Source organism: Mediterranea massiliensis, assembly GCF_900128475.1.
GTDB lineage: Bacteria > Bacteroidota > Bacteroidia > Bacteroidales > Bacteroidaceae > Bacteroides > Bacteroides massiliensis_E.
The window spans coordinates 323,911-342,718 of sequence record NZ_LT635835.1; the positions used below are offsets into that span (position 1 = coordinate 323,911).

General features: G+C 50.7%; 22 protein-coding genes and 1 pseudogene. 17 read left to right on the forward strand and 6 right to left on the reverse strand.

What is annotated here, in order from left to right:
- Positions 1–7: 7 nt before the first annotated feature.
- Together BQ7483_RS03705 and BQ7483_RS03710 are read right to left on the reverse strand one after the other, a co-directional pair.
- Complete coding sequence (locus tag BQ7483_RS03705) at positions 8–418, reverse strand: DUF5675 family protein (RefSeq protein WP_072544852.1); 411 nt, start codon at positions 416–418, stop codon at positions 8–10.
- A complete protein-coding gene (locus tag BQ7483_RS03710) occupies positions 390–2,747 on the reverse strand; it encodes a BT4734/BF3469 family protein (protein ID WP_072544853.1) in 2,358 nt (785 codons plus the stop codon). The genes BQ7483_RS03705 and BQ7483_RS03710 overlap by 29 nt, the downstream gene beginning before the upstream one ends.
- A 334-nt stretch (positions 2,748–3,081) precedes the next feature.
- On the opposite strand from BQ7483_RS03710, the gene BQ7483_RS03715 reads away from it, so the two are divergent.
- The 14 genes and pseudogenes from BQ7483_RS03715 (at position 3,082) to BQ7483_RS03780 (ending at position 13,634) form a co-directional block, all read left to right on the forward strand.
- The gene (locus BQ7483_RS03715; protein WP_072544854.1) at positions 3,082–3,912 is read left to right on the forward strand and encodes a DUF4121 family protein; all 831 of its coding nucleotides are present in this window, start codon (positions 3,082–3,084) and stop codon (positions 3,910–3,912) included.
- 12 nt (positions 3,913–3,924) lie between these two features.
- On the forward strand, positions 3,925–4,866 hold the full coding sequence (locus BQ7483_RS03720; RefSeq protein ID WP_072544855.1) for a hypothetical protein: 942 nt from the start codon (positions 3,925–3,927) through the stop codon (positions 4,864–4,866).
- An 80-nt stretch (positions 4,867–4,946) separates the two neighbouring features.
- A pseudogene (locus tag BQ7483_RS03725) lies at positions 4,947–7,268 on the forward strand (N-6 DNA methylase); the annotation flags it as partial.
- 54 nt (positions 7,269–7,322) lie between these two features.
- Positions 7,323–7,637, forward strand: a complete 315-nt coding sequence (locus BQ7483_RS03730; protein WP_005801751.1) for a hypothetical protein — start codon at positions 7,323–7,325, stop codon at positions 7,635–7,637.
- Between the two features lie 12 nt (positions 7,638–7,649).
- The gene (locus BQ7483_RS03735; protein ID WP_072544856.1) at positions 7,650–7,937 is read left to right on the forward strand and encodes a hypothetical protein; all 288 of its coding nucleotides are present in this window, start codon (positions 7,650–7,652) and stop codon (positions 7,935–7,937) included.
- Positions 7,938–8,021: 84 nt separating this feature from the next.
- Positions 8,022–8,954 (forward strand): hypothetical protein, encoded by a 933-nt coding sequence (locus BQ7483_RS03740; protein ID WP_057254240.1) that lies wholly within the window; start codon positions 8,022–8,024, stop codon positions 8,952–8,954.
- A gap of 31 nt (positions 8,955–8,985) precedes the next feature.
- Entirely contained in the window at positions 8,986–9,474 is a 489-nt protein-coding gene (locus tag BQ7483_RS03745) for a DUF4313 domain-containing protein (RefSeq protein ID WP_025279125.1), read from the forward strand.
- 39 nt (positions 9,475–9,513) lie between these two features.
- Positions 9,514–10,095, forward strand: a complete 582-nt coding sequence (locus BQ7483_RS03750; protein WP_057254238.1) for a hypothetical protein — start codon at positions 9,514–9,516, stop codon at positions 10,093–10,095.
- 13 nt (positions 10,096–10,108) lie between these two features.
- Positions 10,109–10,339 carry a hypothetical protein gene (locus tag BQ7483_RS03755; protein WP_071149208.1) on the forward strand — a complete coding sequence of 77 codons (231 nt, stop codon included), beginning with the start codon at positions 10,109–10,111 and terminating at the stop codon, positions 10,337–10,339.
- A 10-nt stretch (positions 10,340–10,349) separates the two neighbouring features.
- Entirely contained in the window at positions 10,350–10,946 is a 597-nt protein-coding gene (locus tag BQ7483_RS03760) for a hypothetical protein (protein WP_071149209.1), read from the forward strand.
- An 11-nt stretch (positions 10,947–10,957) separates the two neighbouring features.
- The gene (locus BQ7483_RS03765) at positions 10,958–11,167 is read left to right on the forward strand and encodes a hypothetical protein (RefSeq protein ID WP_071149210.1); all 210 of its coding nucleotides are present in this window, start codon (positions 10,958–10,960) and stop codon (positions 11,165–11,167) included.
- A gap of 11 nt (positions 11,168–11,178) precedes the next feature.
- Complete coding sequence (locus tag BQ7483_RS03770; protein WP_071149211.1) at positions 11,179–12,198, forward strand: LPD29 domain-containing protein; 1,020 nt, start codon at positions 11,179–11,181, stop codon at positions 12,196–12,198.
- A gap of 181 nt (positions 12,199–12,379) precedes the next feature.
- A complete protein-coding gene (locus BQ7483_RS17855) occupies positions 12,380–12,916 on the forward strand; it encodes a hypothetical protein (protein WP_235847298.1) in 537 nt (178 codons plus the stop codon).
- A gap of 4 nt (positions 12,917–12,920) precedes the next feature.
- Positions 12,921–13,634 (forward strand): hypothetical protein, encoded by a 714-nt coding sequence (locus BQ7483_RS03780; protein ID WP_072544857.1) that lies wholly within the window; start codon positions 12,921–12,923, stop codon positions 13,632–13,634.
- A gap of 54 nt (positions 13,635–13,688) precedes the next feature.
- Here the strand turns inward: BQ7483_RS03780 and BQ7483_RS03785 are convergent, their stop codons facing one another.
- Positions 13,689–14,033: a hypothetical protein gene (locus tag BQ7483_RS03785; RefSeq protein WP_072544858.1), complete on the reverse strand. Its 345-nt coding sequence runs from the start codon at positions 14,031–14,033 to the stop codon at positions 13,689–13,691.
- Positions 14,034–14,367: 334 nt separating this feature from the next.
- Here BQ7483_RS03785 and BQ7483_RS03795 point away from each other — a divergent pair, with 334 nt between their 5' ends.
- From BQ7483_RS03795 to BQ7483_RS03805, 3 genes are all read left to right on the forward strand, one after another.
- Positions 14,368–14,658: a DUF4120 family protein gene (locus BQ7483_RS03795; RefSeq protein WP_071149215.1), complete on the forward strand. Its 291-nt coding sequence runs from the start codon at positions 14,368–14,370 to the stop codon at positions 14,656–14,658.
- A 45-nt stretch (positions 14,659–14,703) separates the two neighbouring features.
- Positions 14,704–15,627, forward strand: a complete 924-nt coding sequence (locus BQ7483_RS03800) for a DUF932 domain-containing protein (protein WP_071149216.1) — start codon at positions 14,704–14,706, stop codon at positions 15,625–15,627.
- A gap of 116 nt (positions 15,628–15,743) precedes the next feature.
- On the forward strand, positions 15,744–16,808 hold the full coding sequence (locus BQ7483_RS03805; RefSeq protein WP_072544859.1) for a DUF1848 domain-containing protein: 1,065 nt from the start codon (positions 15,744–15,746) through the stop codon (positions 16,806–16,808).
- A gap of 57 nt (positions 16,809–16,865) precedes the next feature.
- Here the strand turns inward: BQ7483_RS03805 and BQ7483_RS03810 are convergent, their stop codons facing one another.
- The 3 genes from BQ7483_RS03810 to BQ7483_RS03820 are packed head-to-tail and all read right to left on the reverse strand — an operon-like array spanning position 16,866 to position 18,804.
- Complete coding sequence (locus tag BQ7483_RS03810) at positions 16,866–17,378, reverse strand: glycoside hydrolase family protein (protein WP_072544860.1); 513 nt, start codon at positions 17,376–17,378, stop codon at positions 16,866–16,868.
- Positions 17,379–17,391: 13 nt separating this feature from the next.
- A complete protein-coding gene (locus tag BQ7483_RS03815) occupies positions 17,392–17,892 on the reverse strand; it encodes a DUF3872 domain-containing protein (protein ID WP_072544861.1) in 501 nt (166 codons plus the stop codon).
- A gap of 33 nt (positions 17,893–17,925) precedes the next feature.
- The gene (locus BQ7483_RS03820; RefSeq protein ID WP_072544862.1) at positions 17,926–18,804 is read right to left on the reverse strand and encodes a toprim domain-containing protein; all 879 of its coding nucleotides are present in this window, start codon (positions 18,802–18,804) and stop codon (positions 17,926–17,928) included.
- Positions 18,805–18,808 lie beyond the last annotated feature (4 nt).

Below are 18,808 nucleotides of genomic sequence, written 5' to 3' on the forward strand. Positions count from 1 at the left end.
AGGCCCGTCATCGGACGGTGATCCACACCCCTTCGCCCTTGTCTTTCGCCTCCACGATGAGCTGTTTCAGCAGGCGGACGTAGAGCGTGGAGCACTCCAGCTGGCGCGTCTCCTCGTTGTATTCGCCCACAAGGATGCACCCCTCCGTGTCCGTGGGCAGGTTGCCCGCATGGATGCGGATACCCTCAAAGAAGGGCACGTTCAGCAGCAGGGGCAGCCACTTGCCGAATTTCGGGCTGAGTGTGATTACCACGGGGTAGCGCCCCTCGGGGATGGCGGTGCAGCCCTTTACCTTGCGTACCTTCTTCAGGTCGCGCCACGTGGGTTCCATCGTGTCGCACATTTCTTTTCCGTCCACGGCCAGCACGCCCAGCGTGCAGCCTTTCCTTTTAGTAGTTCTTGTCAGTGTCAGTTCCATCTTTTCTGAATTTTAGCTTACTGTAATTGTAATTCGTAATTCTCGCAATATAGTTTCTGTATCCCCACTGGTTGAGCATGTTCTGCGTACCCTTCTCGCCCATCCCCACCTGCAGGCGCACCTGCAAGGCATCCTGATACGTAAACTCGTCGGGCAGCAGCTCCAGCAGGTTGCGCGGTCCCTTTTTGTTGCGCGCCCCTCCTGCCGCCTGCGCCTCCTCGATGTCCGCTCCGAAGAACTCCATCTTGCAAGCCAAGTCGTATTGCAAGGACCAGCGGATGAACTCCTCGAACGTCTTATCCCAACGGCAGCCGTTGGCCACGTAGAGCACACACGCCTTCAAGTAAGCGATGACATTGGCACGGAAAGAGAGATTTTCGTACACGCGGCTCTGCGAGAGGCGGGCGAAGTCGGCACACTCTTCCTTCAACGTTTGCGCCAATTTGAAAGCCTGCGGACAATCTATCAAGCCCTGCGCCTTGACGAGGTTCTCGATGTAGGGGCGAAGCTCCTCGTCGAAGGCGGCATCATACGTGCCATAGACGGGCATGTCCGCGCCGATTTCGCGTTCGGGGATGGTGCAGAAGTTGATACGTGAGATGGGGCCGTCTGTCAAGACTTTTGAGAAGTAACGCCGTCCCTTCTGAATGGTCGTGGCGGCGTTCCAGTTGAAGCGGATGGTGACCTTCTCCGTCACGCTCTGCGCCCCCACGCGCGTCTGCCCGTAGCGGTTGCCGGGGTCGAAGGCCAGGCACATGATTTGGAACTGCTGCCCTGCACGCCCTGTGCCCTTCAGTGCGTCGAATTGGTCGATTTCGTTCAGCTTCGTGTAGAGGAAGTGCCCGTCCGCCTCGGCCATGCGCATCACGAAGGCGGGGTTGGTCATGTCCGCGTCAATTTCCTGAATGATAAGTCCTTCGGGTCGCTGGCGTTTGTCCTTGTTGGCGCCCTTCGAGGTGACTTCGTTCTTCCACTCCCGCTCGCGGCGCAGATTGTCCTCGTCGCGGCGGCGGATGTCGGCCATGATGCGGTTGATGGGTTCCGAGATGCAGTCCTTGCCCGCACCCGTGCCTGCCATCAGCACGTTCATCAAGGTGGCTTCGTGCTCTACGTTGTCAATATATCGGAACCTCACCCGATGCAGATGTGCCCCCAGCGCAGGGAAGACGGCGTGCGCCACGGCTGCCTTGTAGACATCGGGCGTGCGGCTCACAAGGAGCTTTATCAGGGCGGGCAAGCGCTTGGGTAATGGAGAATTGAGAATGGATAATTGAGAATTATTATCCTCGTCATCCGCAGGCCATTCTCCATTCTCAATTTTCAATTCTCCATTATTCAGTGCCTCTTTCAGCATCTTCGGCATCGAGTACCATTTCGCCGAGCAGGCAGAGTGTATCAGTCCCCGCATCTCCTCTTCGGAAAGGCCGTAGCGTGGCATCACTTGCAGGAGCAGCGCCTCGTCGTTGTCCGCAATGTAGCGCAGGTGCGAGGCCAGGCGGTGGAGCTTGTCGTTGCGCTCGCCCTGCACGGGTTCGCCACCCGCCAGGCGGAACCATTGTCCGATAATTTCCGAATACGGCACCCCCTTAAATGTAGGGACGCACCGTGGTGCGTCCGTGTGGGGCGTATCGGCGGGGGCGGCAACGTCCGCTTGGGGCGTATCGGCGGCATTGGCATCGTCATCGGACGCACCATGGTGCGTCCCTACGAGAGGATTGGTGGAAGCAGGCAATTCTCCATTTTCAATTTTCAATTCTCCATTAAACAGCCTCTCCTCGTCGAGGTAAAGCACATACCCCTCCGGCACCACGAACGACGAACGGGCATAATCCTTCACACTGGCATCATAATTCGCATCGCCCATCTGCTGGGACATCCACCGCTGCGCCTCGGCCAGATCCATCCCTGCGGGGATGATGAAGAACAGCCGCAGCCCCTCCGTGCTGGGTGTGATGTGGGCCAGCACCACGTAGCGCATCACGCCCCTGGCCTCCAGCTCCGCCCGCTTCTGCTCCCAGTAGCCGCGGGGATTGGGCAGGTGGTCCACGTCGTACATCGACAGGCCGCTGGGCACAGCGTCGGCGTTCAGCCGCCGCCCGTTGCGGAAGGTGGCGTGCGGCGTGAAGATGGGCAGCCGCTTCTTCAGCCCCGCTTTCAGTGTGTCATACTCTTCCTTCGTCAGCTCGCCGCGAAGGCACCTTTCCTTTCCGTCCGCTATCTCGGCGCAGACCTCCGCCACCAGCTCCGAACGCATCGCCTGGTGGAACAGCTCGGGGGTGCACTCCCGCACCACCCGGCTCTTTACGTTATTGCTTATTCCGAATTTCATTTTTTAAGGAGTTAAGAAGTTAAGGGATTAAGGAGTTAAGAAGTTAAGGAGTTAAGCCAATACCTCCAATGAATATTGTTTAATAATTTCGTTAGCCAAGCTATCGGCTTAACTTCTTAACTCCTTAACTCCTGAATTCTAAAAATTAAAATTCCGCATCAAACACCCGATCCACGAAGTCGCTCGCCTGGCGGCTCTCGTCGATGAGCACGTCCGCCGGCGTGATGTCCGCCTCGTCCAGGGCGATGCGCAGGGTGAGGCGCACGTGGCTGTCGNAGCCTGTAGTTATGGGAACTCCGGCCCCAGAAGCCGGACTAACAAAAAATCAAATGTTATGTTACAGGCAACAAAGAACAAGTACACGGTGGAAACACTCAAACCACTGAACATTCTGTACGATCATGAACACCGGCTGACACAGCAGGACGTGGATATGGCCAACGGTTATGTGGAACTGATAGAAAGGACACGCTCTGAAAAGATTCCACAGGTCGGTGACAGACTCATCTATGTGGACAGATACGGGAAATATTACGGCAACGCCCTCATCGAGAAACGCAAAAATACGGACGGACTGATTTCCATCTGTGAAATCCCCTATATCCCTTTCATATGGGAAGAGTATGACGGTATCGGTTTAAGTGTCAGCGGAGGATCCTTCCACCATATTGACCCCCTCCAGTTGAAGTTCGTCAGATGGACGGAAGGGATATTCCAAGACTGGGGCAACTGCGGTGCGTGCGCCAACGGTGCCGTCGCATTCACGGCAAAAGTGCCGTTATGGTCCTATTCCGAACCTGACCCTCTCTACGGCGATTTCACCACTGAGACATGGAGACAGTATTATCTGACAAAAAACACGGGTCCGGACGCACGTAACCTGTACCAAGGCTTCGACAAGGCTTTCAGGACCGAAGAGGACTTCCTACAGTTCCTGAAGGACTATGAAGGGACCGTGTTCAAGGGCAACCAGGAAAACCATATCGTTCTCTGGTGTTTCCGTCATGAGAACCGGTTCCTGCCGCAGCACGAGTGGGACAAAATAGATGTCCAGGCCGTGGAACGGCGTCTCAACTTTTATCCCGAACAGGTCAAGCTGGTCAAGGACATGGACAGCCGCATCACCTACTGTTACCGTATCAAACCCGAAATTGACAATCTCTAAAACAATACAGTTATGCAGACAACAGCAACAAGAACAGCAGGCAGCCACACTGACCTGCTCACAGGTATCCTGAACGTGCAAGTAAGGAACGAGGACAAGATTACAGAACAGGACAGGCAGTATTGCCAGCTCCAGCAGGACCAGCTCTACAAGACGCTTGACCGTATCGACCGTTGGTATGCCATCTTCAAGGAAGAAGCGGAACGGTACCGGGAAATCAAGAGCTTCAAGTATGAGGATAACGGTAAGGTCTCCATACGGAATTTCTATTTCAACAACAGCGGGGAGGATGACTATACCCACAACGAATTCAAACCGTTTGACCTCATCAACGAGCTTGCGGACAACAACTGCAATGCCAACGCGAATTTCGCGAATCGCATCATTTCCTATTTCAACAGGACCTACAATGTAGACGTACCCATTCCTGTAATCGACGAGAAGGCCATGCGCATGGGATTCCGTCCGGTCTACCAGACTTACGTGGACATGGTCATTGAACACCTCGGCGGAAAAAGTTTCCGTGAGACCGCAGAGGAAGAACTGCTGGCCCGTTTCCTGAAAACGGTACAGCCTTCCCGCTGGAGCAAGGTGAAGCCCGAACTGAAAAAGGACAAGATAACTTTCCCTGACATCGTGTCCTGGGACAGCATCCATCTGGAATACCACCGGGAATATGAGTTCTCGTATGACTGCGGAAGGAAAGTGGACATTTTCTGCGAAGGTATCGCATACGGGGCAGATGACGTGATAAACGGTTCAAGCGGTATGGTCATCGGCCTTGACAGACGCGATGTGGATATAACCGAATGGTACAACCTCACCCTGAGCAACGCAGAACAGATCAAGTTCTACAAGAACGGACGCATCGACGTACGCTTCAAGGACAGCCAGGCCGCAGAGAACTGCTACAGAAGGCTGCGGCTGGATGAAATCACACTCAGAGAAGAGTGATTCATGAAATACTTATTCAGACACCCCGTAAGACATCCTTGCGGGGTGTCTTCGTTTCCAACCATTAAAAAAGAAAAGACATGTATGCCATCATACCCCAACAGATTCCCCAGGACAGGCGTGCCGAGATCAACGAGAAAATCCTTTTCGCCATAGACTCCGGCAAGGACCTCGTTCCGAAGGAAAGCATCTACAACTGCTACACGGGAATCGGAGGACTGCACAACCTCAGGCAGTCGGATTTCACCAGCTACCATGAATACGCCGAGGCCAAGAAGGAATTCGAGATGGGACAGTTCTTCACCCCGCACGACATATGCCGGAGCATGGTGGAGACCCTTTCTCCGACATCGGCGGAAATGGTACTTGACATGTGCTGCGGCATGGGCAACTTCTTCAACCATCTGCCCAACCTGCACAATGCCTACGGATTCGACATTGACGGCAAGGCGGTGGCCGTTGCCAGATACCTCTACCCGGAAGCTCATATCGAGAAATGCGACATACAGCTGTACAATCCCGAACAGCGTTTCGACATCATTGTCGGAAATCCGCCCTTCAACCTGAAATTTGATTACAGGCTGTCGCAGGAATTCTACATGGACAAGGCCTATGACGTGCTCAACCCTGCCGGAATCCTGATGGTCATCGTCCCTCTCTCCTTCATGCAGAACGAGTTCTGGGAAAAGACACGCGTGGCGAAAATCAACTCGAATTTCTCCTTCATCGGCCAGACCAGGCTGGAACATTCAGCCTTCTCTACGGTGGGCGTACAGAATTTCGCAACAAAAATCATGGTATTCCTCCGCCGTTCCCTCCATATTGAAATGCAGCCCTACAACGCGGAAGAGTTTGTCAGCATGGATGAGCTGAAGAAACGCATAGCCGAAGTGCGGAAAATGAAACACCGGCTGCGCCTCCAGCTGATGCGGGAGTGCAACCATATAGACAAAGAAGAGCTGGAACAGTTCGAGTACAGGCTCGCCAAATACATGTACGAGCTGAAAGCCCATGCCGTGCTGAACAGGCATGTCGAAAAGGCGGAGGCGCTGGTGTCCAAATTCCGCAACCAGAAACCGCCGGAAAATGCCACCCGGGAACAGATAAAGGAATGGGAACGCAAGAAGCTGACCACCGGCAAGGTTCTCGGCATCATCCGCAGGTACATCACCTCGCAGAACGTGGTGCCGCGCAAGGAAGTGGCATTGGTGAAGACATCCTACGGCTTCAAGCTGAAGCAATATGCCCCGCGTCTGCTTGACAAGGTCACGCACAAGGCCGCAGGCATCAACGACCTCATACTCGGAAGGGCCGAACTCCCGATGCCGGAAAACGTCACAGAAAAGAACATGCGGCAGATCCGTGCCGCCAGTAAACTGATACGGCGCAAACAGAGGCAATACGAGACCCAGAATCTCCAGTTTGCGGAAATGCGGGAAGATGCCGGCCTGAAGGAATACCTGGACCGCACCACATTCATCAACAAGGACGGTGAAGTCTGCGAATTCACGGACTTGCAGAAACACGACCTGAACCTCGTGTTGCAGAAACGCTACGCCCTGCTGAACTGGCAGCAGGGTTCAGGCAAGACCGCCGCCGTCTATCACAGGGCGAAATACCTGCTCAAGTTCAGAAAGGCAAAGAACGTCATCATACTTGCCCCGGCCATCGCCACCAACATGACCTGGATACCGTTCCTTACCATAAACAAGGAACGCTTCCGTACAATACAGACCGCCGGCGACCTCAACAACATACCGGAAGGGACATTCCTTGTCGTCTCCACCTCCATGCTCCGGAAACTGAAAAGAGGACTGATGCGTTTCGTGAAACGCACTTCCGGCAAGCTGTGCCTTGTCTTCGACGAGTCGGACGAAATCACCAATCCCACATCGCAGCGTACAAGAAACATCCTGTGCATATTCAGGAGGCTCAGGTACAAGATCCTCGACACGGGAACAACCACCCGCAACAACATCGCGGAACTGTACAGCCAGTTCGAACTACTCTACAACAACTCCGTAAATATGATATGCTGGAGCCCGCAGGTCTACCACGAAAACAGGGACCACGAGATAGAGGAAGAGAACAACCCGGATTACGGAACACCGTTCCCCGCCTTCAGGGGGCATGTCCTTTTCCGTGCCTGCCACTGTCCGGGGAAAGCCACTGTATTCGGCATCGAGAAACAGAACCAGGACGTGTACAACAAGGACGAACTCTCCGAACTTATCGGCAAAACGGTCATCACCCGTAAATTCAGGGACTTCGCAGGAGAGAAATACCGGATACGGACACATACCGTCCGTCCCTCGGAAGGAGAACACGAGGTATACCGTGTCATCATCGAGGAATTCTGCCGCATCTGTGAGCTGTACTACAACAGCACGGGAGACACGAAAAANACATTCCGTTACGAAATATTTGATGACAATTATGACTAAAAGACAAAAGATATGGAAATCAACTTCAAAGGACCTGTAATGCCTATCGACCCATACTCGCAGCTGGCATTCGTGGAAATACTGAACATACTACTGACGGCGGGACACATCGTGGATGTGAACCGCTTCCTCATAAGCAGGAATGTCAATCCGCAGTTCGGCTCACTGTCAGGCTATTTCAGATGGTCGTTCGCCGGAGACCATTTTACCCTCTGGCAACGCACGGACTACAATTCAACGCTATGTTTTAACCACAGGATACTCGATCTGCCTTTCGGTGTCCTGGCAGCAAAAGACAGCGGGAAAGACAAGGAAACGGCAAACTGAAAATGAAACGATATGGAAACTACGATAAAAATACCCAACCGGGAAATCGCGCTCGCGGCATTTGACAGGCTCCGCCGGGAAAAAAGGAAGGATGCCGCACTGAGGCTGGCCGGGTGTATGCTCAGAGGGACATACATATCCCTCGGCATCGGTGATACCGACTGGGAAATAGACACCGCACTGCACAAATGCGGCGGTGAGCCTAAAACCAGATACGGTCATATGGCACATTTCCACTTCGACGGCGAGACGGAAATGGAAACAGAGAAATATGAAAGGCTCAAGGAAGAGTACGAATGACAAGGGAGCGGCCGAAAGGTCGCTCTTCTCATTTATAAACGACATGTACGGGAAACAGAATCCTGCCGTACACAGGTAACAGAAATGGAAGAACAGGAAAGACTGACAATGGAACTCGTGAAATCGCTCATGGACAAGTCCTACACGCTGGTATGGGTGGACTACAACGACAATCTCGACAACTGCCGTGACACCATCCAGAAGTGTCTGGAAGAAAGGAGCTGTGAAAGTCTGTGGGAGAAAGTGGACGAATGGTACGGTGACGCCGAATGGGAAGCTGTCCGTGAAATCGTCTCAAAGCTGAAGGATGAATGTATCCGTTTCCATGATTTCGGGGAAGAGGAAGTGGACAAGTTCTTTCAAGAACACGAAGACGAAATCAGGGAAGAAATCTATGACAGAAACGACTCTGACACGCTGAAAGAACTTCTCAAAAACACGGATGACATCCCCGTGCGTGTCGAGATGCTGTCAAACTACGACTGCATCAATTCCAACTGGCTGGAATCGCAGGAAGGATACCGGTACAAGGAATCCTATTTCGGGGATATGATAGACGCGCTGAACCTCAATCCAGCCAAAGTGAAGAAAATGCTGGTGGAGAAAGGCTACACGGTATATGGCCGGTTCCCCGACAAAAAATACAGGGACGGCAAGGAACAGGTATCCTATGAACAGTTCTACCATGAACTTATCAACTCCTGCTGCGGTGCCAACCTGCTGACCTATATCGGCAAGGTAAGCCTGCAGGAACTTTATGATGCCGGATTCTCGCTTGGGGAAGTCATTATTCCCAAAGGCAACTGCTGCGGCATCTTCAGCTCCATGTACGGCGGTGGAAGCCTCCTGGAAATGGAACTCCTGAAAGATGTCAGACTGAAACTGGAAGTCAGGGACTATCACGGATTCCGCTTCCGTCTTGACAGCGAGAACTCAAAATATGAATGCTCCATCAAGCATGTGTACGGGGTATGCGATTCCTTCTTCGGAGAAAAGATAGGTCTTGTCGCTTCATAAATCAAGTATGGTCAATTAAAGATATCAAATCATGGAAAAGAAATATGCAATCATCCTATTCAAGGGAAAAGAATACCTGTGCGGACACGAAGACGGCTGCCATTACGATGTGTCCTGCCCGGTGAGGACATTCACTGAAGGAGAAGACGACTTCAAAATTCAGGAATCCGGGAAAAACCGGTCTGAAAGGACATTCCGGTACCATGGAAAGGAATTCAGGCTTGTCACCGGCTTCTACCCGAACGGATGGCCGGTTCTGAGTCTGGAATCACCGGACAACGGGGAACTATACACGGTACTTACCGTCAATCTGGAAGACTCTCCGGCATTCGGGATTCCCGACCAGGCATTCATTGACATAAACAACAATCCGGAAGCGATGGAATTCCTCATAAGGAACAGCCTTGCCGAAGATACGGGATACAGACGCAAAAGCGGATGGGTAGAATACCCGATGGCCAAACTGAACCTGGCTGAACTGTACCGGTTGTCACCGGAATCGTTCGAGAACCAAGAATAAGAATCAACAACAGAAATCATTAACCAAATCATAGGAATTATGGCAAAGTACGATGTAAGAGTAAGGTACACCTTCGAGGGTACCTACAAGGTCGTGGCGGAAGACCGCGACGAGGCGGAAAGAATTGTAACGGAAGACTGCGGTCTGGTATTGGGCGGAAACATCCACACTACCTGCGATGATGACGAGGTGACAGACTGGAGATTCGGCTGTCACCCCGACATGCAGATCCTTTCTTTCAGGGAACGGGGTGGCAAAGGCAAGGTCAGATACACGTCCATGTGTTTCAGCGACAGGATTGAAGAACTGAGAAAGGACATAATCGAAGCCATCAGGGAGCTGCTTGATGCGCAGGGACTGAAAGAAATCACGTTTACCGACAACGAAGAAGACCCCGTATGGATTATCTGGTTTGACGATAATGGAGACCCATACGAGTGTTATGTTACAGGAATTGAGGTTACTGACAAGTTCATTACCGTGTTGGCAACAATAAAGGACAGTATGGAAGAGGTTTTCTGTCAGAGTCCTTTCGAACTTGGAGCCAGCAACATTGATTGGCTCAATCAAATGTACGAAGCAGTCAGGCTTCAACTTGAAAATACAAACGGGAACTCTTAAAACGAAAGACAATATGGCAACAAAAGTCAATATGGACAGACACGTCCGGGAGGGATGGACTGTCGGAGCGTTCATCAGGGAGCTGGCCCCGCAGGTGGAAATGATCATGAGCGGGCAAAGCTGGAGGGAACCTTTCAGAAACAAACAGGAACTGGCGGACTGGTGCAGGGACAACCAACCCTATTACAAGAAAAGGATTCCTGAAGTGAACAGCCATTTTGCAAAAATGTATAACCTCAAATAGAAACAACAGTATGAAATATCAAGCGGAAAATGCAGTGTCCAGCTACTTCTACTACATGTGGAATACCTGGTGCGAGGAAGAGTGCAAGACAGTCTTCAAGGAAATGTACCCACATTTTTGGGAAAAATGGAGTCTGATGACGGACAAGGGTGTATTCGGAGCCTCCGAACGGTTCTATGCGGAACTGACGGACCGCTACAGGGAAAAACTGGTGGAACGGGCCGTCAGCCTGTATGACGGCAAGGCCAGGCGCAAACACCCGGACGATTCCAAAATCAAAGTGTGCAGTGACTGCGGTTCAACAGAGATTGAGATTCAGGCATGGGTGGATGTAAACACGAACGAATACCACAGTGACGTGGACGATGACATCTGGTGTTCCCAGTGCGAGGACAATGTGGAGACCTGCTCCAAGCAATCCTTTCTGGAAAAGATGCAGGAATGGTGGAAATCCAACAATACCGATAACCTTGAATACCTGACCGGATTCAAGACATCCGATTTCCCTTCAGCCAATTCCGGGCAAACATTCTCCGAGGCCGCCGACGAATGGTGGAACGGCAAAAACTATGACGAGAAGAGGAACATATACCTGACAAACAATTAAAGACAACAGATATGGCACGGAATATCATTGACCTGATCTGCAACTCATGCAGTTGCGGCAAGGAAGAGGCACAGGAATACCTGGACGACGAGATAAGAAACCTGCAGGAACTTCAGGAGGACAACGACCTGAGAAGCGAAGACTTCGAAATCGCGTGCAGCAACCTCGGGCTTGACCTGGACTGGCAGATATATTTCATCAACCGTCTCGCGGGACTTTAACGGATACAGACATGACTTATTTTCAAAACATACACTCTCTGGCGGACCTGAAAAAGGAATACCGCCGTCTGGCAATGCTTCACCACCCGGACAAGGGTGGTGACACTGCCCTCATGCAGCAGGTGAACACCGAATTCGGAAAATTGTTCGAGGTCTGGAAAGACAAGCCCTGCGTTTCCACAGCTCCAACAGGCTACGAACACGACTTTCAGGGTGCCACCGCAAAGGAATACACCGAATATGTGTACAATGAATACCGCTGGAAAGGACACAACTATACCGGACAGTCCGCACCGGAGATCACGGAACTGGTCAGGGCATGGCTCAAGGAAACCTACCCGAGATATACCTTCTCGGTCCGCAGGGACGGATACAATTCAATCCTTATCCGGCTGATGAAAGCAGACTTCGAGGCTTTCACCAAAGAGTCAGGAAAAATACAGGGAGACATCAACCACTACAACATCCAGACATCAGACAGTCTGACCGACCGGGCCAAGGACGTGATGACAAACGTCAGGGATTTTGTGATGTCATACAATTTCGATGAAAGCGACCCCATGACCGACTATTTCCACACCAACTTCTATCTCACGCTCGGAATCGGCAGCTACAGACAGCCGTACCGGATGGAACTGCCGAAAATTACGGGAAAAGACAATCCTGAAGCTTTCAGACATCCCGAAGGAGCGGCACACAAGGCTATACGTCAGGCACTGGGCAAGGCCCGGTTCGGCTTCATCGAGAACCGAAGACATATCGGGGAAATGATACTTGGAGAGGACTTTTACGGCTCACAGGGCGAACATTATTTCTGGCCCAAGGAATATTCGAGTGCGAAGACGGCACAGAAACGCATCGGGAAACTGGAGGCAGCCGGAATGCGCTGCGAACTGACAGGCTGCAACGGCGGATACATACGCCTGCTCGGATATACCCCGGAAACGGAAAGCAATCTGGAACGGGAAAGGCAGGAATATGCCACTGCATACCGCACATGGCAATCAAGGCGGAATTTTAAAACAACTTAAATCAAAATTTATGGATACGGAAAATTTGAACAAATGGTGGTACTCGTTGCCGGAAGAAATCAGAAAAAAGCTATATGTACAGGAAAATATCAATGTATGGAAAGACCTTGACATGTCGACACGGGTTGCCATGTTCCGGTATTGCCGGATGAAAATATTCGGGATAGGGAAAAACGGGGATATGGAACGGTCGCTGCTTATCGAAACGGTATGCGGACTGGCGGATATCGCCCTCGTGAAAAGAAGCGGCATTGCGCTTGAAGATATGTGCGATGACGAAGGAAATTTTCTTGAAGAATATCAGAAGCAGTTCAACACGGTTTATGACCGTTATGAGGCGGTGCTGGCAAACATGGACTGGACGAACTGTTGTACAGACATGGAAATATCCGTCCGGGAAATAATTGAGCACCTGGAAAAAACAGGCTACAGCCGGGTGGACATTGATACGGACAGAAGAACCGCAAAGACATTCTACACCTACCGTGGCGGGCTTCATATCAACGGTACGGGAAACCTGTCATTCCATATCCTACCTCCACAGGACAGTCTCGGACTGGGACGGTTTGCAATATGCGCCACCCGGAACGGGGAAAGCTCACAGCTGGGGACAGACCAAGCCCCGTTCTTTTTCGGGCGGCTGCTTGCCTTCCTCAAAGGTGAGAGAAAAGAGAATGAGATAATAGATGAAATATCTACCGACAGAAAAACAGAATAGAAACATGAAAGCAAAAGTATTGAAATACAAGTTTGACGGCAACACCATCGTTGCCCCATACATGGAACTTGAGCCGTATGCGGAGAATGTATTCATCTCGCTGGCAAGAAAAAACGAATACGGAAACGAAAGTGAAGACAGTTTCCATATAATCTGCAAGATAGGTGATGTCCATTTTTCCTGTGGACAGTATTCACGCAGAATACTTGACAAGGAGGGGCACCGGGAAGAAGCGGCGACCTATTGCAAGAACTGGATTGAAAACACCCTGAAGGATGTAGAGGATGGAAAAATCATTCCCCTCTTGTCTGTCCATGTATTCAATGCACTCGGTCTTGACTCCACCCCTTTGGTACAGGCCCGTGAGGAATATGCAAAAAAGCAGGAAGAAAAGCGACTGGAACGGAAAAGAAAAGAAGAACTGGAAAGAAAGGAGAAAGAAACCCGATGGCAACAGTTGCTTGACGAGAACAAGCGGAAATTCCTGGACGGTGAGAAAATAACGGCAGAAATGTTTCTTGAAATTACCGGAAGGGACGGCTTTGACATCCATATCAGAACCAAAGGGACATTCAACAGGCATGTGACAGCAATCGACAGGAACGGAACCGTCAGTTTCCGAAAATACAAAGGCCGCCGTACTCCCGACTTTACCGGGTGCCATAAGGCTGTGGCAGACTATCTTGCATTTCTTGCCGGAAATGAAATCAGAAAATAAGATCCAAAGCGGTAACAGCTCTCCTATGCAACTGTTACCGCTATTATCTGAATTTTACAGCTTTCTGTTCAGTACCATCGCCAAGGGATATATAAACTGGTTATAGACCTTGAGCTTCTTCAGATCCAGCACATACCCTGCATAGGGATTGGTACAATCCGAATAGAAAAACACATCGGTAAAACCCGCATGTTCCTTTATGATTTCTCCTTCCAAGGGAATCTCGTCCACATCAAACTCTTCCAGAGACAGTTCCTCCAGGCGGGCATGTTCCCCATTGCCCAACACATTGAGGTTACGGTTGAACAGCACGTATCCCTGCTTACTGTAATCCACACGCATACCATACGGACGCTCCACAAGGAAAGCATCCGCAGCTTTCTTTATATAATCTTCCATGATTTTTCAAATTAGGATTTGCAAAAGTACACCATTCCTTTGTCAAAGACGAACAAATCAATGGGTTTCTCACCGACATAGCTGCAAGAAAATACAACGACACACAACCTGTATATTTTATTTTCCTCCAGCAAAGGTAGTCCCGTGTCCAACGTACCCGGACAAGGTCAGGCCCCTATGGGGTTGGCTGAAAGAAAATCATCCTCGCCGGTGGCTGCGGTATTTTCTTTCGCCAAACCTTGCGGGTACGGTCACGGGACAGTCAGGCAGGCGAAAAATAAAAAATACCGGCTCCCGAAGCCGGACGTGTTTAACAGATAAAATACAATGACTCATGAAAATCCTGAATGAAGAACATTTCCAGAATGTAAAGCGTTACGCCGAATCCATCGGTGACACATCACTCCAGAACTGTCTGGATAGACTGAAAAAATGGGAGGAGAATCCAGACCATCCAAGCGAAATCTCGCTCTATTATGACCATGCCCCGTACTCGTTCGGCTTCACGCAACGCTATCCCGACGGAAGCATCGGCATCGTAGGCGGTCTGCTCTATCACGGAATACCGGACCGGTCTTTTGCCGTGACACTTGAACCGTTCCACGGATGGCAGATACATACCTGAAAAAAGATAGACAATCATAGTATTAACTTTATAAAATTCAAGATTATGGAAGCAATGGCAGTATTGGAAAAACAACAGCAGTTTGATTTTCAGAACAACGGAATCGAAGTAATGAACTTCGAGACTCTCCAGCGTACCTACAAAGAAAATGACATCTACGGCAAGCCTGTCCAGGGCATCTATCACTACCAGGTCCTGCAGCGTATGATGGACATCTGCGAGAAGTACAACCTCGATTACGAGGTGGAAGAAATCTTCGCGGCACAGAACAGGAACAAGACACAGCCGGGAGTAAGCATTCTCCCGCAGGTGGAACAGACACTTGGTGAAAAAGCAGTGGAAGCGCACATCCTCCGACGCATCTTCGCGACCATCCGGATCAAGGACTGGGAAACGGACGAGCTGACGACTACGCTGGTCGTCGCCTACCATCAGGACGGCATACAAGCGGCCATAGGCCCGTGCGTGAAGATATGCCATAACCAGTGTATCCTATCACCGGAAAGGAGCATCTGCAATTACGGAAAAAACAAGGTGACAACGGAAGGGGTATTCGAAACGGTGGACGGTTGGCTGGCAAACTTCGAGGTGAACATGAACGAGGACATCGCAAGGATTCAGCGGCTGAAACGCAGAATTGTCTCCCTGGAGGAAGTGTATATGTATATCGGGCTGCTGACAGCATTGCGCGTCTCCCATGACAGTTCGGACAGGAACCTGTCATCCTCCGTGGAAACCTACCCGCTGAACCAGAGCCAGATTTCCATCTTCACGGAAGAGGTGCTGAAACTGGTCCGCGAAAAGGGACAAATCACCGCTTGGGACTTGTATAACGTAGCGACTGAGATATATAAGCCGGGCAGAACGGATTTCCCGGCACTGATTCCACAGAATGGGGCAATGGCGGAACTCCTGCTTTCCCGTCTTCCAGCAGAGGTGGAAATACAGGATGCGGTTCTGGTAAGCTGAACGGCTACAGAATGAAATATTCATATTATTTTTGCCGCAAGCAAACCAATGACATATCAACAACCCGGACAGGCGTTCATAACCGACGCCTGTCTTTACTATATAATTTTAACAATATGACTTGGAAAAAAGCAAATATCATCATAGACGGCCGAAAGATGGAAGTCCCGGCTCCCGACATCATATCGGCAAGCCGTGGCACGGACATCCCGGCATTCTATGCGGACTGGTTCTTCCATCGGATCGAAACCGGCTATTCCGTATGGAACAACCCGTTCAACGGGAAAAAAAACTATATCTCTTACCGGAATACAAGATTCATAGTATTTTGGTCGAAAAATCCCAAACCTCTTCTTCCTTATCTGTCAATCCTGAAAGAAAGGGGTATCGGCTGCTATATCCAGTTCACTTTGAATGATTATGAGAAAGACGGACTGGAAACCGGTGTTCCTCCACTGACGGAACGCATTGAAACATTCAGGACTCTTTCTGAGATATTGGGTAAAGAAGCCGTAATATGGCGGTTCGATCCGCTGATACTCACCGACAACATATCCGTGGATACTCTGATTGAAAAGATTGAACGTGTAGGAACGGAGATACACAATTGTACGGAAAAGCTGGTTTTCAGTTTTGCAGACATAGACTCGTACAGAAAGGTCAAGGCCAACATGACAGACAGCGGAATCCCGTATCATGAATGGAATAAAGAAAAAATGGAGGAACTTGCCGGAAAACTGACAGTACTGAACCGTAACAGAGGATGGAATCTGGAGCTGGCTACCTGCGGCGAAAATCTGGATCTTGGCAAATACAGAATATCACGTAACCGCTGCATCGACGGTGACCTGATAGCACGTCTGGCATGGAAAGACAAGAAACTGATGTCTGCATTGGGAGTCACCATACAGGAAATGCCTTCTCCAGCCTTTTTCGACATGAATGACCTTCCTTACGATGCTGTGCTTCTACCTGGCAACAAATACTTCGTCAGCAATCACAAAAAGGATCCGGGACAACGTGCCTCATGCGGATGTATGGCAGCCAAGGATATCGGGGAATACAATACCTGCCCCCATCTCTGCGAATACTGCTATGCAAATTCAAGTAAAAAATCGGCAATCATGAACTGGGAAATGCACCGGCAGAACCCTATGGCGGAAACGATAACCGGAAAGTAAAACAAAAGACGAGGAAGAAACTGACAGTCAAAAGACTGAAAGATTCTTCCTCATTTTTCATTCCTCAAAAAGCAGCATGTATTCCACCTTCCTTCTCCGTTCAATGCTCGGCACTACCTTGCCTTTGTAACACCGGAAAGAAACATACTCCTTATAGATATTCCGGTCTCCGGCCTCCAGCTTCTTCAACAGACTGCTCTTGGGCATCTTGCCGTAACCTTTCAAACGGTATGCCCCCACATTATAGCTCAAAACAGCTAAGAGCAGCGAATCACGTCCCAGATAACTGAACATACGGCACAACTTGCGTAAATCCGCTCTCAGGATTGAATCCCCCTGTTCTTTTGTAATGCCATTGGTCAGCCTTTCCCCGGGAAGGACCTTATGCCCGTACCCGACATAAGGCCAGTGTCTTTTTTCTCCATGCCAGCCCTCGAACCGCTTAATGCACTCAACCGCAAGGCTGAACCTGTCCTGTTTTTCCTTTACCGGATTCTCCGCCCGCAACGGTATGCTCCCGAAGCAGATGATGGCGAAAAACGCCGCAAACAACTTTGCTCTTATTCCCATAGGCAGGTCAGGTTCATTGTGATACGACAACAGGCAGTTCCTCGCCGCTTGACATAACTACGGTATCCTCGTCCTCCGTCTCGTTGTTGAAATCGAAGGTCAGCTGGAAAAGCTGTGCCGGCTCGCTGTTATCCTCAAAATAGATGTCGATACTCTGCTGGTCTTCACACTCTGAGGTGTAATAAAGACGGAACACCTCCCTGTCCAGAGGATAACGGTCGTTGGGCAGCAGCACCATCCCGTCATCCATGCGCAGTTTGCCTTCGCCGTCCGGCTGGAAATAGCGGATGGTATAGCGGGCGTCGGAGAACCGTCCTTCCCGTTTCAGTTCACAGCGTATTTCCACGGTCTCGCCTTTCACGATACGCTTGGGTACAGGCATCGTCTCCACAGTAAAGGGATAGGACTGCTGCACGTCAAGGTCATCGCTGCACGAGGTCAATATACTGAAGGTCATGCCCATCAGGGCGCATACAAGGGCAAACAGCCCTTTCTTGTTCATAATCGGTTTCATATTCATTTCTTGTTTTAACGGTTTATAAAAAAATTACTGTTCAGGCGGAAAATTGCTTTCCAGATATTCGTTCAGGTCCTTGCATCCGGCATACAGGTCGGAACAGTCGTCAATCCTGTCACCGTAGCGTTTCCGAAGGACGGCCAGTGTCCTTTTTCCGGCATCGTCATTGTCCAGATAGCACCGGATTTTCCCGTAATTGTCCAGATAAGGGAACGAGCGTTCAAGCAGGGCCACCGAATTGAGGACCAGATAATCCTCACCACGGCTGATGCCGAGTACCTTCCATGAAAGAAAGTCGATAAAGCCCTCAAAAAGGTTGCAGGTAAGCGAGCCGTTACGGATGAGGGAAATGTCCTTGGGCGGCAGGCACCATTTCATGAACCTGGTCCGAAGCTCATAGCCTCCACCCATATTCCTGAAACCGACGGCGAAATACCGCTTGCCGTACAGCCGGAACCGTACTTCCTCGCACTCCGCACAGGCAATTTCCACTGGAATACCGCGTCCCTTCAGATAGCCGAGCAGTGCATTACACCGCAAGGGACCGCAAACCACCTCCTCGAAGCGGGAAGGCTCCTTGCGCTTTTCTGTCCTGACACTTTCCTTTTCTCTTTTCTGTCCGGCATATTCAGGTATTGTGCCTCCATAAACTCCGGCGATGAACCTCACCTGCGCCATGAAGCCGTCACTTCCTGAAAGTTCCCCCGCAAGGGTGAAGATGTCGCCTCCATGCCCGGTGCCGAAGTCATGCCATACCCCCTTACGGGTGTTCACATGGAACGAAGGTGTCCTTTCCTCACGGCACGGGGAGAGATACCAGCATTCGTCGCCGTGCCGTCTGACCGGCTCCTGTCCCAGACGGGACAGGAATTCCTCAATGGGAATGCCTCTTATCATCTCTATATCCATAGGC

Coding starts and splice junctions, on each gene's coding strand:
- BQ7483_RS03805 (WP_072544859.1), top strand. CDS start 15,744: ATGACTTGGAAAAAAGCAAATATCATCATAGACGGCCGAAAGATGGAA.
- BQ7483_RS17855 (WP_235847298.1), top strand. CDS start 12,380: ATGGAACGGTCGCTGCTTATCGAAACGGTATGCGGACTGGCGGATATC.
- BQ7483_RS03720 (WP_072544855.1), top strand. CDS start 3,925: ATGCAGACAACAGCAACAAGAACAGCAGGCAGCCACACTGACCTGCTC.
- BQ7483_RS03770 (WP_071149211.1), top strand. CDS start 11,179: ATGACTTATTTTCAAAACATACACTCTCTGGCGGACCTGAAAAAGGAA.
- BQ7483_RS03735 (WP_072544856.1), top strand. CDS start 7,650: ATGGAAACTACGATAAAAATACCCAACCGGGAAATCGCGCTCGCGGCA.
- BQ7483_RS03740 (WP_057254240.1), top strand. CDS start 8,022: ATGGAAGAACAGGAAAGACTGACAATGGAACTCGTGAAATCGCTCATG.
- BQ7483_RS03755 (WP_071149208.1), top strand. CDS start 10,109: ATGGCAACAAAAGTCAATATGGACAGACACGTCCGGGAGGGATGGACT.
- BQ7483_RS03765 (WP_071149210.1), top strand. CDS start 10,958: ATGGCACGGAATATCATTGACCTGATCTGCAACTCATGCAGTTGCGGC.
- BQ7483_RS03745 (WP_025279125.1), top strand. CDS start 8,986: ATGGAAAAGAAATATGCAATCATCCTATTCAAGGGAAAAGAATACCTG.
- BQ7483_RS03795 (WP_071149215.1), top strand. CDS start 14,368: ATGAAAATCCTGAATGAAGAACATTTCCAGAATGTAAAGCGTTACGCC.
- BQ7483_RS03715 (WP_072544854.1), top strand. CDS start 3,082: ATGTTACAGGCAACAAAGAACAAGTACACGGTGGAAACACTCAAACCA.
- BQ7483_RS03750 (WP_057254238.1), top strand. CDS start 9,514: ATGGCAAAGTACGATGTAAGAGTAAGGTACACCTTCGAGGGTACCTAC.
- BQ7483_RS03815 (WP_072544861.1), bottom strand. CDS start 17,892: ATGAAACCGATTATGAACAAGAAAGGGCTGTTTGCCCTTGTATGCGCC.
- BQ7483_RS03730 (WP_005801751.1), top strand. CDS start 7,323: ATGGAAATCAACTTCAAAGGACCTGTAATGCCTATCGACCCATACTCG.
- BQ7483_RS03820 (WP_072544862.1), bottom strand. CDS start 18,804: ATGGATATAGAGATGATAAGAGGCATTCCCATTGAGGAATTCCTGTCC.
- BQ7483_RS03780 (WP_072544857.1), top strand. CDS start 12,921: ATGAAAGCAAAAGTATTGAAATACAAGTTTGACGGCAACACCATCGTT.
- BQ7483_RS03705 (WP_072544852.1), bottom strand. CDS start 418: ATGGAACTGACACTGACAAGAACTACTAAAAGGAAAGGCTGCACGCTG.
- BQ7483_RS03810 (WP_072544860.1), bottom strand. CDS start 17,378: ATGGGAATAAGAGCAAAGTTGTTTGCGGCGTTTTTCGCCATCATCTGC.
- BQ7483_RS03760 (WP_071149209.1), top strand. CDS start 10,350: ATGAAATATCAAGCGGAAAATGCAGTGTCCAGCTACTTCTACTACATG.
- BQ7483_RS03785 (WP_072544858.1), bottom strand. CDS start 14,033: ATGGAAGATTATATAAAGAAAGCTGCGGATGCTTTCCTTGTGGAGCGT.
- BQ7483_RS03800 (WP_071149216.1), top strand. CDS start 14,704: ATGGAAGCAATGGCAGTATTGGAAAAACAACAGCAGTTTGATTTTCAG.
- BQ7483_RS03710 (WP_072544853.1), bottom strand. CDS start 2,747: ATGAAATTCGGAATAAGCAATAACGTAAAGAGCCGGGTGGTGCGGGAG.